General features: G+C 47.9%; 12 protein-coding genes. All 12 read left to right on the top strand.

From position 1 onward, the window contains the following. Nucleotides 1-15: 15 nt before the first annotated feature. Nucleotides 16-1,500: an L-arabinose isomerase gene (araA, locus tag QYB97_RS06585; protein WP_301165182.1), complete on the top strand. Its 1,485-nt coding sequence runs from the start codon at nt 16-18 to the stop codon at nt 1,498-1,500. 21 nt (nt 1,501-1,521) lie between these two features. Further along, a complete protein-coding gene (gene arfA, locus QYB97_RS06590) occupies nt 1,522-3,027 on the top strand; it encodes an arabinosylfuranosidase ArfA (RefSeq protein ID WP_301165183.1) in 1,506 nt (501 codons plus the stop codon). Nucleotides 3,028-3,043: 16 nt separating this feature from the next. Next, the gene (locus QYB97_RS06595) at nt 3,044-4,252 is read left to right on the top strand and encodes a sn-glycerol-1-phosphate dehydrogenase (protein WP_301165184.1); all 1,209 of its coding nucleotides are present in this window, start codon (nt 3,044-3,046) and stop codon (nt 4,250-4,252) included. A 29-nt stretch (nt 4,253-4,281) separates the two neighbouring features. Further along, on the top strand, nt 4,282-5,583 hold the full coding sequence (locus QYB97_RS06600; protein ID WP_301165308.1) for an ABC transporter substrate-binding protein: 1,302 nt from the start codon (nt 4,282-4,284) through the stop codon (nt 5,581-5,583). 121 nt (nt 5,584-5,704) lie between these two features. Continuing rightward, nucleotides 5,705-6,577: a carbohydrate ABC transporter permease gene (locus QYB97_RS06605; RefSeq protein ID WP_425589772.1), complete on the top strand. Its 873-nt coding sequence runs from the start codon at nt 5,705-5,707 to the stop codon at nt 6,575-6,577. Beyond that, a complete protein-coding gene (locus tag QYB97_RS06610; protein ID WP_425589773.1) occupies nt 6,573-7,421 on the top strand; it encodes a carbohydrate ABC transporter permease in 849 nt (282 codons plus the stop codon). The genes QYB97_RS06605 and QYB97_RS06610 overlap by 5 nt, the downstream gene beginning before the upstream one ends. 17 nt (nt 7,422-7,438) lie before the next feature. Beyond that, the gene (locus QYB97_RS06615; RefSeq protein WP_301165187.1) at nt 7,439-8,050 is read left to right on the top strand and encodes a YesL family protein; all 612 of its coding nucleotides are present in this window, start codon (nt 7,439-7,441) and stop codon (nt 8,048-8,050) included. 28 nt (nt 8,051-8,078) lie between these two features. After that, entirely contained in the window at nt 8,079-9,161 is a 1,083-nt protein-coding gene (gene chvE, locus QYB97_RS06620) for a multiple monosaccharide ABC transporter substrate-binding protein (protein WP_301165188.1), read from the top strand. Between the two features lie 22 nt (nt 9,162-9,183). Continuing rightward, complete coding sequence (mmsA, locus tag QYB97_RS06625; RefSeq protein WP_301165189.1) at nt 9,184-10,758, top strand: multiple monosaccharide ABC transporter ATP-binding protein; 1,575 nt, start codon at nt 9,184-9,186, stop codon at nt 10,756-10,758. Continuing rightward, entirely contained in the window at nt 10,721-11,929 is a 1,209-nt protein-coding gene (gene mmsB, locus QYB97_RS06630; protein ID WP_301165190.1) for a multiple monosaccharide ABC transporter permease, read from the top strand. Before mmsA ends, mmsB begins: the two co-directional genes overlap by 38 nt. Nucleotides 11,930-12,147: 218 nt before the next feature. After that, nucleotides 12,148-12,717, top strand: a complete 570-nt coding sequence (locus QYB97_RS06635) for an HD domain-containing protein (RefSeq protein WP_301165191.1) — start codon at nt 12,148-12,150, stop codon at nt 12,715-12,717. A gap of 258 nt (nt 12,718-12,975) precedes the next feature. Beyond that, nucleotides 12,976-13,578 carry a serine O-acetyltransferase gene (locus tag QYB97_RS06640; protein ID WP_301165192.1) on the top strand — a complete coding sequence of 201 codons (603 nt, stop codon included), beginning with the start codon at nt 12,976-12,978 and terminating at the stop codon, nt 13,576-13,578. Nucleotides 13,579-13,615: the final 37 nt, after the last annotated feature.

The following is a 13,615-nucleotide window of genomic DNA, read 5'->3' on the forward strand; positions in this document are numbered from 1 at the left end:
AAAGAGGAGGAGCTTATGATTGGAACAGCAGCATATGAATTTTGGTTCGTAACGGGAAGCCAGCACCTGTACGGAGAGGAAACGATCCGCGAGGTGGAGGAGCATTCCAAAACCATGGTCAGAGGATTGAACAACCATATTGAGGGAGAGAGCTCGATCGTCTTCAAGCAGGTCCTGACCCAGCCGGAAGAAATCCAAAGGCTCTTTTTGGAGGCGAACCTGGATAAAAAATGTGCAGGCATCATCACATGGATGCACACCTTTTCTCCGGCCAAAATGTGGATTTCCGGACTGAAGTCCCTGCAAAAGCCCCTTTTGCACCTACATACACAATTCAACAGAGACATTCCGTGGGACTCCATCGATATGGACTTCATGAACACCAACCAGTCAGCGCATGGCGACCGGGAATATGGGTTCATTAACTCGCGTATGAACATTGCCCGCAAAGTCGTGGTTGGGCACTGGGAGAGCGAACAGGTACGTGCCAAGCTTTCCGGCTGGATGCAAACGGCCGCTGCTTTTGAAGAAAGCAAGCATCTGAAGGTAGCGCGCTTCGGCGACAATATGCGTGAAGTTGCAGTAACTGAAGGCGACAAGGTCGAAGCGCAAATCAAATTCGGCTGGTCGATCAATGGCTATGGAGTGGGAGAGCTGGCCGAATACGTTCAGGCTGTCAGTGATTCAGAGGTCAATCAGCTTTTTGAGGAATACAGCACGCTGTATGACATCGCGGAACATGGAAGAAAAGGCGGAGAAAAGCATCATTCCATTTTGGAGCAGGCCCGCATAGAGCTTGGCATGAGAGCTTTCCTGGAGGATGGCGGATTCACGGCATTTACCACCACCTTTGAAGACCTTCATGGCATTCCACAGCTGCCCGGCCTTGCCGTACAGCGCCTGATGGGTGACGGATATGGATTTGCCGGTGAAGGGGACTGGAAAACTGCGGCCCTTGTGCGTGTCATGAAAATGATGGCAAACAACCGGGATACGTCCTTTATGGAGGATTACACCTATCATTTTGAGCCGGACAACGAGCTCGTCCTTGGCTCGCACATGCTTGAGGTATGCCCGAGCATTGCGGCGACCAAGCCGAGAATTGAAGTCCATCCGCTTTCCATCGGAGGAAAAGCGGATCCCGCCCGGCTCGTATTCGACGGAAAAGCTGGGCGCGGACTGAATGCTTCGATCATTGACATCGGACACCGCTTCCGTCTCGTCATTAATGAAGTGGATGCGGTTCAGCCGGTCGAGAATATGCCGAAGCTGCCGGTCGCCCGCGTGCTGTGGAAGCCGCAGCCGTCACTTGCCCAATCGGCGGAACAATGGATTATCGCGGGTGGCGCGCATCATACGTGCTACTCTACCGTCCTGACGCCGGAGAATCTGAGAGATTTTGCAGAAATGAGCGGAATTGAAAGTGTACTGATCAACAATGATACCAAGTTTCACGCGTTCCAAAACGAGCTTCGCTGGAATGACCTGCTTTACCGATAAAATTTCAAGGAGTGGTGATTAATGGCACAGCTGGACAAAGCAAAAATGATCGTGGACAAGGATTTTCGCATTGCAGACATTGACGAACGGATATACGGCTCTTTTATCGAGCATCTGGGACGGGCGGTTTATGGAGGAATTTATGAGCCCGACCATCCGTCAGCAAATGAAAACGGATTTCGCATGGACGTCATTGAACTTGTAAAACAGCTGAATGTGCCGATCGTCCGGTATCCGGGCGGAAACATGGTGTCCGCCTATAACTGGGAGGATGGCGTTGGGCCAAAGGAGGAGCGGCCGAGACGGCTTGAGCTCGCCTGGCGCACGATCGAGAACAACCATGTGGGTACTAACGAATTTGCGCAATGGACAAAAGAAGCCAATTCTGAAGTCATGATGGCGGTAAACCTGGGAACACGCGGAATTGATGCCGCCCGCAACCTTCTGGAGTACTGCAACCATCCGGAGGGCACGTACTACAGCGATCTTCGCATCAAGCACGGCTACAGGGAGCCTCATAAAATTAAGACATGGTGCCTCGGCAACGAAATGGACGGCCCATGGCAGATTGGCCATAAAACCGCGGATGAGTACGGCAGGCTTGCGGTAGAAACAGCCAAAGCGATGAGGCTGGTGGATCCTTCCATTGAACTGGTATCATGCGGAAGCTCCGGCATCCAAATGCCGACGTTCCCTGAATGGGAGGCAAAAACACTTGACCACACGTATGAGTACGTGGATTTTGTCTCGCTCCATCAGTACTACGGCAACCAGGACAATGATTCTGCGAACTATTTAGCCAAAACGATGGACATGGACCATTTTATTAAAACAGTTATCTCCACCTGTGATTATATCCAGGCGAAAAAACGCAGCAAGAAGAAAATCCATTTAAGCTTTGATGAATGGAACGTCTGGTACCATTCCAAGGACCATGATACCAAGCTGGATCCATGGACCATTGCACCTCCGCAGCTGGAGGACCATTACAATTTTGAGGATGCATTGCTTGTCGGAAGCATGTTGATCACGCTTTTGAAGCATGCGGACCGCGTGAAGATGGCCTGCATGGCTCAGCTTGTGAATGTGATTGCGCCGATTATGGCCGAGCAGGGCGGATCCTGGAAACAGACGATTTTCTATCCTTACATGCACGCTTCTGCCTTTGGACGCGGTGTTTCCCTTCAGCCGGTTGTGTCCTCACCGCTTCATGACACGAAGGATTATACAGATGTTCCTTACCTCGACTCAGCTGTCGTTTACAACGAGGAAAAAGAAGAAGTGACGATCTTTGCCCTGAACCGCCATCTCTCTGAATCTCTTCCGTTGACAGCTGACGTTAGAAGTTTTGCAGATTACAGCTTGGTAGAGCACATGGTGCTTGAGAATGACGACCTTAAAGCGGTTAACTCACTGAATGAAGAAAAAGTTAAACCTCATGGCAATGGTTCTGCCGAGCTAAAGGACGGAATCATTGAAGCGCAGCTGTCAAAGGCGTCCTGGAATGTGATCCGCCTGGCCAAATAAAGGGGAGGTGCCTGGCATGCGTTCATTCATAGAGTCTGTAACATCGGCGTTTCAGTCCTGCACATGTCCTTCACTTCACCATGAAATCAATATGAAGGAAATCCTGATCTCGGACGAAGCGGTGTACGGGAGAATGTCCGCTTTTATCAAGGAGCAGGGGTTTGAAAAAACCGTACTCGTTTGTGACGAAAATACGCTGAAAAGTGCAGGCAGCAAGGTGAAAGAGATACTGGAGTCCTCGGGGATTTCAGTTTCTCTGTCCCTCGTTCTGCCCAACCATCACGGAGACGCAGCGGCTGATGAAAAATCGCTCGTCCAAGTGCTGCTGGAAACACCAAAGGACACGGATGTGCTTGTGGCTGTGGGTTCCGGCACTCTTCATGACATTGTCCGGTTCGCTTCCCATCAGCGCCGTATTCCGTTTATTTCTTTTCCAACCGCCGCTTCCGTTGACGGATTTACCTCCGCCGGGGCTCCCCTGATTGTGAGGGGGGAAAAGAAAACCATTCAGTGTACCGCTCCGGTTGCGCTGTTTGCCGACATTAATGTGTTAAAAGAGGCACCCCCAGCATTGGCCGCCGCAGGGTTTGGCGACATGCTTGGAAAAATAACCTCGCTTGCCGACTGGAAGGTATCCCGCTGGATGGCAAATGAACCGTACTGTCCGACAGGGGCTGCCCTGACAAAAGAGGCGCTGGAAAACTGCCTGTCCCACTTGGAGGATGTTGCTGCACAATCCGAAAAGGGTCTGACTGTTTTGCTGGAATCGTTGATTATCTCCGGCCTTGTAATGCTTGTCCTGGATCATTCCCGGCCGGCATCAGGCGGGGAGCATCATCTTTCCCATTACTGGGAGATGGATCTTTTAAAAAGAGACGCCCCACAGCTCTTGCATGGAGCGAAGGTGGGTGTGGCTTCTGCCCTTCTTACTTCAATATATAAAAGATTAATAGAAGAAATGAAAAGTGGCCAGGAACTGCCAGATCCGGAGAAAAACAGAAAGTTTAAGCTGCATCAACAAGAGATGGCCCAAAACTATGGGGAACTGCCCAAAGAAAAACAAATGCAAGAGTGGCTGGTGAAAGTTGGGGGTCCAGCCACGATTGAAGAGCTCGGAATTACAGAGGAACTATTGGAAGAAGCTTTGCAGCATGCGCATACCATCAGAGACCGGTGGACCGGCTTGAAAATGAAAAACCAGCTCAGATTAACACCACAGCAGTAAAAATCAGTTCATACTGAGGGGGGTTAATGATGAAGAGGAAGGTTTTGTGTGTTTTGGCTGTTTTGCTCGTGATTTCCCTTTTATCCGGTTGCAGCGTGAAGACCTCGGGTGATCCCGCTGAATCGAAGACGACCACATTAACGTACTGGACGTTTAACGGACTTCACGAGGCATTATTTCAGGATGCTGCGAAGAAGTGGAACAAGATGCATCCGGACCGGAAGATTAAATTAAATTCGGTGGTTTATCCTTATGGTCAGATGCATGACAATCTATCCATCTCTCTGATTGCCAACCAGGGTGTGCCTGATTTGGTGGATATTGAACAGAAACGGTTCGCAACCATGGTCAAGGGCAACAAGATTCCTTTAGTGGATTTGACGTCATTGGTGGCAAAAGACCGCGACAAGTTCGTTGAATCACGGCTTACCATGTACAGCAAAAACGGAAAACTGTACGGTATTGGCACCCATGTAGGAACCACTGTGATGTACTACAACACGGAAGTTATGAAAAAAGCGGGAGTGGACATCGACAAAATCCAAACATGGGAGGATTACGTAAACGCTGGCAAACAGGTGAAGAAAAAAACAGGCAAGCCAATCACCACGATTGAAACGAAGGATCCGAATAACTTCCTGCCAATGATTATCCAGCAAAAGTCTGGTTTCTTTGACAAAAACGGCAAGCTCATCCTGAACAACAAAATCAACGTAAAAACGCTCGAGTTTCTCAGGGATATGGTATATAAGGACAAAGTCGCCGTACCTACTCCTGGCGGAAACCATCATGCCGAAGAATACTACGGGTTCATGAATCAGGGAGGCGCCGCTTCTGTAATGATGCCGATTTGGTACATGGGGCGTTTTCTGGACTATATGCCGGACTTAAAAGGAAAAATTGCCATCCGTCCGATGCCCGCCTGGACAAAAGGCGGAGACCGGTCAGCGGGAATGGGCGGTACAGCCACTTCCATCCCGAAAGCATCCAAGAATATAGATCTCGCCAAAGACTTCCTGCAATATGCCAAAGCTTCCAAGGAAGGCAACATCAAGCTTTGGACCGTTCTCGGCTTTGATCCGCTCAGATGGGATGTCTGGGACGATCCGGCTCTGCAAAAAGAAAATAAATATACCAACTACTTCACGAATGGAACCGGCCTGTTTAACACACTTCTTGAACTGAAGGATGAAATCAATCCTCTGTATATGACGAAGGATTTCCCGGCTGTTTCCGATAAGCTGGCCACACAAATTTTATACAAGACCATTAAATTGAAGAACGAATCACCAAAGAAAGCACTTGATGATGCAGCCAGAGAACTCAAATAACCTGACTTCTTAAGATTTTTTAAGATGAAACTAAGCGAGGGGGATATTGATGAAGGTGGTGCACAGCAATACCCAGCCTGTAACTCTTTCCAAGGAGAAGAAAAGAAGCTGGTTCTCCGGCATGCTGTATTCAAGAAAAGTGGCTCCTTATGTGTTTGTTGCTCCGTTTATTCTTTCTTTTTTAATCTTTTTTGCGTATCCGCTCGTCCAGACCTTTATTATGAGCTTTCAGGAGGTGCTGCCGGGTGAAACAACCTTTGTCGGGCTGGAGAATTACAGAAGGCTGAATAACCCGACGTTTTATACCGCTTTACTGAACACAATTCAATACACGTTCTGGACGCTTGTTGTCTTAATTCCGATTCCATTGGTGCTGGCCGTTCTATTAAACTCGCGGATGACGAGATTTAAGAACATTTTTAAATCAGCGCTTTTTATTCCGGTTCTTACTTCTACCATTATTGCCGGTATCGTGTTCCGTCTGATCTTTGGCGATATGGAGTCCGCGCTTGTGAACTCCTTTCTCATCAAGCTCGGATTGGACCCCGAGTTGTGGCTTTCAAACGAGAGCACAGGAATGTTTGTCATGGTGCTGCTTGCTTCATGGCGGTGGCTGGGTGTGAATATGCTTTATTTCCTTGCCGGGCTGCAGAACATTTCGAACGATTTGTATGAAGCGTCAGACATCGATGGAGCTTCCACCTTTCAGAAGTTTTTTCACATCACGCTGCCGAGCTTGAAGCCAGTTACGGTCTATGTGCTGACCATCAGCATTGTCGGCGGGTTCCGGATGTTTGAGGAAAGCTACGTCTTCTGGCAAAACTACTCTCCTGGCGATATCGGATTAACACTGGTGGGCTATATTTACCAGCAGGGGCTGGCCTACAACAATATGGGACTTGGCGCTGCCATCGGAATCGTTCTGCTTGTCATTATCCTGCTTGTAAGCGTTATCTCACTTAAACTTTCCGGTTCATTTAAGGAGGAACATTGAGATGAACAGAAAACAGAACACAGCACTTTCAAAAGTATCGGTCAATGCGCTTTTTATCCTTTTGTGTGTCGTTACGCTGTTTCCGCTGTTCTGCCTTGTTCTTGCTTCACTCAAGCCTTCCACAGAGCTCTTGCGGTTTGGCTTGAATTTGAAGCTGGATTTTCAGGTGATGAGTCTTAAAAACTATGCCTTTCTGTTTCAGGGAGGAAGCATCTACTTCGAGTGGTTTAAAAACAGTCTGCTGCTCCTTGTGATTACAACCGCCCTTACGCTGTTTTTCTCTTCGATGGTCGGATACGGGCTCGCTGTCTATTCATTTAAAGGAAAAAACGTACTCTTTCTTCTCGTTCTTTTTATCATGATGGTGCCTATTGAGATTATGATGCTGCCGCTTTTCAAGATGACGGTAGCGTTAAGGATCGTTGATTCGTACACCGGGGTGATTCTGCCCTTTATCGTGGCACCTGTCGCCGTGTTCTTTTTCCGGCAATACGCGCTTGGCCTGCCAAAGGCGCTTTTGGAATCGGCGAGGGTGGATGGCTGTACTGAGTTTGGCATATTCCTCAGGATCATGATGCCGCTGATGAAGCCGGCATTCGGGGCTATGGCCATTTTGCAGGCCATGGGAAGCTGGAATAACTTTCTCTGGCCGCTCATTGTGCTCCGTTCCAAAGAGATGTTTACGCTGCCGATCGGCTTCGCTTCACTTCTGAGCCCGTACGGAAATAACTACGACATGCTTATTTCCGGAGCCGTACTCGCGGTTATACCGATTATCATCATCTTTTTGTTCTTCCAAAAGTATTTTATCTCCGGCTTAACCTCCGGAGGAATCAAGGGATAGAGAGGGGAGAGGCAGGTATGAAATGGACGGTACATGATATCGTGCGGCTGTTTTTGTTAAATACGCTGTGGCTGATTTGCTCACTGCCCATCGTCACGGTTTTCCCGGCAACGGCTGCCCTGTTTGGTGTTCTCCGGGACTGGAGGCTTCAAAAGGAGCCTCCCCTGGTGAGCGGGTTTTGGTCGCATTTCAAGGAAAACCTGAAGCAGAGTTTGCTCATTGGCTGGGGATTGGTGCTGTGGGTTTCGGCGCTGCTGCTTAACGTAAACATTATTCTGCAGCTCGGCACGGTATTCCGCTGGATGCTGCTGCCGGTTACGGTGGCATTGCTTCTTGGTGCTGTCTTTGTCCTGCTTCTCTCTTTTCCTTTTATGGTGCATTACGAACTGGATCTAAAAAGCATGATCAAAAACGCTCTGTATTTCGTTGTTATTCAGCCGCACGCCGCGTTTTTTTGCCTGCTTCTTTTTTCACTCTCGACAGGCATCATCATCACAATGCCATTCTTTCTTTTTATCATCATCAGTCCTACAGCTTGGCTCATGTACCGGGTATGTGACCAGTCGTTTCAAAAAATCGAGAACATCAAAGGCACGGCCAAAAAGATGTCTTCCATGACCGGACAGTAATATTTCAGACTTCAAAGGAGATATTTCAATGAGAAAAATCCTTTCTGTCATTCTGCTGCTTACGATAGTAACAGTGCTTTCCGCATGCGGTATAAAAAAAGCAGAAAGCACAAACAGCGGCTATGTGGGTATTTCCATGCCAACAAAGTCGTCGGAGCGGTGGGTCAATGACGGTGAAAATATGAAAAAGCAATTTACGAAGCTTGGGTATAAAACCGACCTGCAGTATGCGGAGGATGTGGTTGAAAACCAGGCCGCACAGCTCGAAAACATGATGACCAAGGGAGTCGACGTCATCGTCGTTGCCCCCATCGATGGAACGGCGGCTCTGACCAATGTGCTTGAACGGGCTCACCGCGAAGGCATCAAGATCATTTCGTATGACCGCTTGATTTTCAACACCGATTATATCGATTACTACGCCACTTTAGATAACTTTAAGGTAGGCGTTCTTCAAGGAAAGTATATTGAAAAGAAGCTCGGACTGAAGAAGAAAAAAGGTCCGTTTAACATCGAACTGTTTGCCGGCTCGCCGGATGACAATAACGCGTATTTCTTTTTCGAGGGGGCCATGAGCATCCTCAAGCCCTATATCAAGGAAGGCAAGCTGAAAATCCAGAGCGGGCAGGACAAATTCAATCAGGGAGCCACGCTCAGATGGGATGGTTCGCTTGCCCAGTCCCGGATGGATAACCTGCTCAGTGCCCACTATTCCAATAAAAAGCTGGATGCGGTGCTGTCACCTTATGACGGGATCTCCATAGGGATCATCTCCTCTTTGAGGGGAGTGGGGTACGGAAAGCCGGACAAGCCGCTGCCGGTTATCACCGGACAGGATGCGGAACTCGCCTCTGTCAAATCCATCCTCAAACATCAGCAGACGCAAACCATTTTTAAGGATACAAGAAAACTGGCCGAACAGGCCGTCAACATGTCTGCGGCCCTGCTGCATGGCAAAAAAGCGGAAGTCAATGATACGAAAACGTACGATAACGGCAAAAAGGTTGTTCCTGCCTACCTGCTGCAGCCGGTTTCGGTGGATGCAGACAATGTGGAAGATGTGCTCGTCAAAAGTGGCTATTATACGAAAGAACAGCTTGGAATCAACTAGCAGCGGGGAGGTTTTGAGAACCATGTCTGACATCATATTGGAAATGAAAAGCATCACCAAGGAGTTTCCTGGCGTTAAAGCGCTGGACAATGTTTCCCTGAAGGTAAAAGAAGGAGAAATTCATGCGCTTTGCGGGGAAAACGGCGCGGGTAAATCGACGCTCATGAAGGTGCTGAGCGGCGTGTATCCCCACGGCACCTACTCAGGAGAAATACTGTTCAACGGAAGTTCGTGTGCCTTCAAAACCATCAAGGACAGTGAACAGCTCGGAATCGTCATCATCCATCAGGAGCTGGCGCTTGTTCCGTACCTGTCGATCGCTGAAAATATTTTTCTCGGAAACGAGCAGTCACGAAGGGGGATCATCAATTGGCATCAGACCACAATGAAAACAAAAGAATTGCTGGCAAAGGTGGGATTGAAGGAAAATCCTGATACAAAGGTTGGCGACATCGGTGTTGGAAAGCAGCAGCTTGTTGAAATTGCCAAGGCGTTTTCCAAGAATGTTAAGCTGCTCATTCTGGACGAACCGACCGCTTCGCTCAATGAAAGGGACAGTGAAAATTTGCTGCAGCTGATGCTGGAGTTTAAAAAGCAGGGCATCTCCTCCATCGTCATCTCCCATAAGCTGAACGAAATTGAAAAGGTTGCCGATTCAATTACAATCCTGAGGGACGGACAGTCCATTGAAACGCTGTCGATGAAGGACTCACAGGTGAATGAAGACCGGATCATTAAAGGAATGGTCGGGCGTGATCTGACACATCGTTATCCTGACCGCTCCCCGAACATTCACCAGACGATCTTCGAGGTGAAAAAGTGGAATGTGTATCACCCTCTTCACACCCATCGCAAAGTGATTGATGAAGTGGATCTTCACGTCCGAAGCGGCGAGATCGTAGGCATTGCCGGCTTGATGGGAGCCGGGCGAACGGAGCTGGCGATGAGCCTTTTCGGAAGATGCTACGGCAAGAAAATCACCGGCCAAACCTTCCTGAGAGGGGAGGAAGTGGTGCTTGATGGTGTGGACCGGGCGATCGGCCATGGCCTTGCCTATGTTTCCGAGGACAGAAAAGACAGCGGCCTGATTCTGATGGAGGATATTAAAACAAATATCACGCTCGCCAGCCTGAAGCAAATCTGCAGCCGGCTGGTGGTGAACAAAAACAAAGAGGTGCAGGTGGCCGAGGAATACCGAAGGAAGCTGAACATTAAAACACCGAGCGTCCACCAAAAGGCAGGACTTTTAAGCGGAGGGAATCAGCAGAAGATCGTACTGAGCAAATGGATTCTTTCCAATCCGGACCTCTTGATCCTCGATGAACCGACAAGGGGAATTGATGTGGGCGCAAAGTATGAAATCTATACGATCATAGATGAACTCGCCCGGCAAGGAAAAGGAATTCTCATGATTTCTTCAGAACTGCCGGAGCTGCTTGGCATGTGCGACCGGATCTATTGTATGAACGAAGGCCGGATCACAGGCGAAGTCACGCGCGAAGAAGCCAGCCAGGAAGTACTGATGAGATACATGACAAAACGTAAGGAGAGTGACCACCATGCAAAGTCAGCTGGAATTACCGCAAAAGCAAGATAATCACCAAGAGCTTTCCGTAGGACAGGTAATCAGGAAAAACATGCGGCAGTACACGATGATCATTACCTTGATTGTCATCATGCTTCTTTTTCAACTGTTAACCGATGGCCTGCTGCTCAAGCCGCTTAACATCACCAATCTTATTCTGCAAAACGCTCATATTCTTGTGCTTGCCATCGGAATGGTCCTCGTCATCATTACCGGTCACATCGACTTGTCCGTTGGTTCGGTCGCTGCCTTTGTGGGTGCCGTTTCAGGGATTATGATCATTAACCATAACGTTCCTACCTTCCTGGCCATTATCATTTCTCTGCTGCTCGGAGCGGCAATCGGCGCGTGGCAGGGATTCTGGGTCGCCTATGTGAAGATTCCGGCCTTTATCGTCACCCTGGCCGGCATGCTGATCTTCCGCGGGCTGACGATGGTCGCCCTGGAAGGGAAATCCATCGCACCATATCCCGATGGCTTTCAAGCCATGAGCGCAGGCTTTATTCCCGATTGGCTCGGCGGTGGTTCACTGCACGTGACCACAATGGTCATTGGATTTGTGTTAGCTCTTCTTTATGTTTTCAATGAGTGGAAAGCCAGGAAGAATCAAATTTCCTATGGCTTTGACTTACAGCCGGTAGGCTTATTCATCGCCAAGCTTGCCGTCATTTTTATCGTGCTGAATCTGTTTGCCTACGTTCTCGCCACCTATGAAGGCATTCCGAACATCCTTGTCATTCTCGGTGTCCTTGTTCTCCTTTACAGTTTTGTTACCAATCAGACGACAGCGGGCCGCCATATTTATGCGATCGGCGGAAACGAGAAGGCCGCACAGCTGTCCGGGATCAAAACAAAGAAGGTTACCTTTTGGGTATTCGTCAACATGGGCGTTCTGTCTGCGCTTTCCGGATTGTTGTTTGCTGCCCGTCTGAACGCAGCTACCCCTAAAGCAGGAAACTTGTTCGAGCTGGATGCGATTGCCGCCTGCTTCATCGGCGGCGCTTCAGCCTACGGCGGAATCGGAACCGTTGCGGGAGCCATTATCGGCGGCCTGGTTATGGGAATCATGAACAACGGCATGTCCCTCCTTGGCGTTGGCATCGACTGGCAGCAGGGCATCAAGGGCTTTGTCCTTCTAGCTGCGGTAGCGTTGGATATCTACAATAAAAATAAAGCCGCTTGATTAGCGGAAATGTCTGGCCCCTCTTCAGAAAAATGGAGAGGGGTTTTTTGTGTGACTACTAAAATAAATAGGGTGGTATTTATTAATACTACTATAGTGTAAGGTATGAAAAATGAGGTATAGCGACCAAACTGATTATAGAAGCAGGGAAGCTTAAAGGGCAGTCAGTCAGGGTAATGTTTGAAAGCTGGTAAGTCATTCTATGGGAAGTGTGAATTATGAATATTGAATCAGTAATCAAAATGTCCGCGGCCATTGAATTGGCTGCGGCTGCCCATCAATCACAGGTCCGAAAAGGAAACGGGAAGCCCTATATCTCTCATCCCTATACGGTCGGTATGCTGCTGATGGATGCGGGGTGTCATGAGGATGTGGTGATCGCCGGCATTTTGCATGATGTGATTGAAGATACAAGCTATTCTGCAACTGATATTGAAATAAAGTTTGGAAAGAACGTGCTTCAATTGGTCCAGGGAAGCTCGGAGCCGAATAAATCAGCATCGTGGGAAGAAAGAAAACAGCATACCATCTCCTTCATTGAGAAGGAAGCAACCGTGGAGGTCTGCCAAATTGCATGTGCTGATAAGCTGCACAATGTGCTGTCGCTGAAACAGGACATGGAGGTACAAGGTGACGCTGTCTGGGATCATTTTAAGAGAGGAAGGGATCAGCAGAAGTGGTATTACCGATCATTGGTGCAAGCACTGCGTAAAAAAGTCGGCGGCTTTTCGTTGTTTATTCAGTTGGAAAGGGAAGTTGAAGGAATGTTTGGTTTACAGAGTTCATAGGTCCTTTTACTTACCATGCGCTTGTTTCTGGTAACTAAACAAAAATATACAAATTAAAACTTTTTCTGACAATTATTATGCTATAATACAGGAACGAAACCGATTTAGCCGGTTACCAACCTAAATTATTATATGACAAAACAAAAACCACCCTCATGAAGAAGGTGGTACTTTTGCTGTGAACTAACCCTTTGTACCTACACTAACGTTTAAAGATGAAAACATACAGTAAATCTATTATTCAAAAGGGGGGGCATTATGCCGATAAAGAATAGGGATGATTATAAGATTTACCTGGAAGCCGATTTGATAGCAAGAAAGCTGGACCGATGGAAATACAGCTACCGGGTGATGCATCCAGAATTGTATTTTCAACGATTGTTAAGAAAATCGGAGTACTTAAAAACAAAAAAATTTAACAGCAGATTTTCCATGCTGAGATATAACCTTTCTTTGAGAAAACTAAAAAAAGTCGGAGCACGTCTTGGAATATCCATTCATCCTGGATCCATTGGACCGGGTTTGAAGATTCCTCATTGCGGCTCTGTTATTGTAAATAAAAAGGCGAGAATAGGGAAAAATTGTGAAATTCATTCCGGTGTAAACATTGGCATGCACAAGGGTGGGGTGCCTGACATTGGAAATAATGTATACATAGCGCCCGGCGCCAAATTATTTGGAGGAATCAAAATAGGAAATAATGTTTCTATTGGCGCAAATTCCGTTGTCACAAAAGATGTTCCTGATAATGTGACAGTAGTGGGAATACCTGCAAAGATCATTTCCGAAAACTCCAAATCACAAGTAAGAAGAGCGTACGATATGGTGAAAAAATCACGTTTACATCAGGTGGCAAAATAAGCAGGCAGGAGCTGAGACACGTCAAGAGAAGAGGCAA

The organism is Fictibacillus fluitans (genome assembly GCF_030418125.1).
In the GTDB taxonomy this organism is placed as follows: Bacteria; Bacillota; Bacilli; order Bacillales; family Fictibacillaceae; genus Fictibacillus_C; species Fictibacillus_C fluitans.

Coding starts and splice junctions, on each gene's coding strand:
- araA (WP_301165182.1), top strand. CDS start 16: ATGATTGGAACAGCAGCATATGAATTTTGGTTCGTAACGGGAAGCCAG.
- arfA (WP_301165183.1), top strand. CDS start 1,522: ATGGCACAGCTGGACAAAGCAAAAATGATCGTGGACAAGGATTTTCGC.
- QYB97_RS06595 (WP_301165184.1), top strand. CDS start 3,044: ATGCGTTCATTCATAGAGTCTGTAACATCGGCGTTTCAGTCCTGCACA.
- QYB97_RS06600 (WP_301165308.1), top strand. CDS start 4,282: ATGAAGAGGAAGGTTTTGTGTGTTTTGGCTGTTTTGCTCGTGATTTCC.
- QYB97_RS06605 (WP_425589772.1), top strand. CDS start 5,705: ATGCTGTATTCAAGAAAAGTGGCTCCTTATGTGTTTGTTGCTCCGTTT.
- QYB97_RS06615 (WP_301165187.1), top strand. CDS start 7,439: ATGAAATGGACGGTACATGATATCGTGCGGCTGTTTTTGTTAAATACG.
- chvE (WP_301165188.1), top strand. CDS start 8,079: ATGAGAAAAATCCTTTCTGTCATTCTGCTGCTTACGATAGTAACAGTG.
- mmsA (WP_301165189.1), top strand. CDS start 9,184: ATGTCTGACATCATATTGGAAATGAAAAGCATCACCAAGGAGTTTCCT.
- mmsB (WP_301165190.1), top strand. CDS start 10,721: ATGCAAAGTCAGCTGGAATTACCGCAAAAGCAAGATAATCACCAAGAG.
- QYB97_RS06635 (WP_301165191.1), top strand. CDS start 12,148: ATGAATATTGAATCAGTAATCAAAATGTCCGCGGCCATTGAATTGGCT.
- QYB97_RS06640 (WP_301165192.1), top strand. CDS start 12,976: ATGCCGATAAAGAATAGGGATGATTATAAGATTTACCTGGAAGCCGAT.